This is a genomic window from Neisseria shayeganii 871, assembly GCF_000226875.1.
Lineage (GTDB): Bacteria > Pseudomonadota > Gammaproteobacteria > Burkholderiales > Neisseriaceae > Eikenella > Eikenella shayeganii.
In genome coordinates, this window is sequence record NZ_JH164943.1 from 1 (window position 1) to 630 (window position 630).

Sequence of the window (630 nt, forward strand, 5' to 3'; positions counted from 1 at the left end):
GTATCTGCTACCCAAGCCACATCGCATTAAAGGCTACCTGAAAGCTGTTTCAGCAAGCGTAGGTTGGGTTGGAGCGCAGCGTAAACCCAACATTACCAAGCAAGATGGTTTTCATGATTGTTGGGTTACGGCCTTAAAGCAAGCGTAGGTTGGGTTGAAGCGAAGTGTAAACCCAACATGACCAAACCGGATTGTTTAATTACTACGGCATTTGATTTTTCGGATACCGGCACAGAAAGTGTTGCTTAGGGCTAAACACAACAAACCATTCAAGCACTTAAATATTGGGTTTAACAACCCCAGCAAGCGTAGGTCGGATACTTGTATCCGACAAAATGGTTGGTATTGCCGAAACGTTCAATCATTGTGATGGTGCATCAATGTCGGATTCGAGAATCCGACCTACATCTTGTATCATTTGCATGGATCAATTTATATAACAAGGGGAAACCATGCGGTATCGTCGATATTACCGTGCAGGCGGGACGTATTTCTTTACGGTGGTGTCGCATAAGCGCCAACCGATTCTAACCGGTGATGCGGTGCGTTCGGCCTTGCGTGAGGCTGTGTTGGCGGTGCGGGAAAAACACCCGTTTGAAATTGCGGCATGGGTGTTGATGCCCGATCACC

At 47.1% G+C, this 630-nt stretch carries 1 protein-coding gene; it reads left to right on the forward strand.

Going from position 1 to position 630, the window contains the following annotated elements; genetic code table 11:
- Nucleotides 1-452: 452 nt before the first annotated feature.
- Nucleotides 453-630, forward strand: a 178-nt coding sequence (locus HMPREF9371_RS12340; protein WP_198003646.1) for a transposase, incomplete at its 3' end; no start/stop codon positions are given.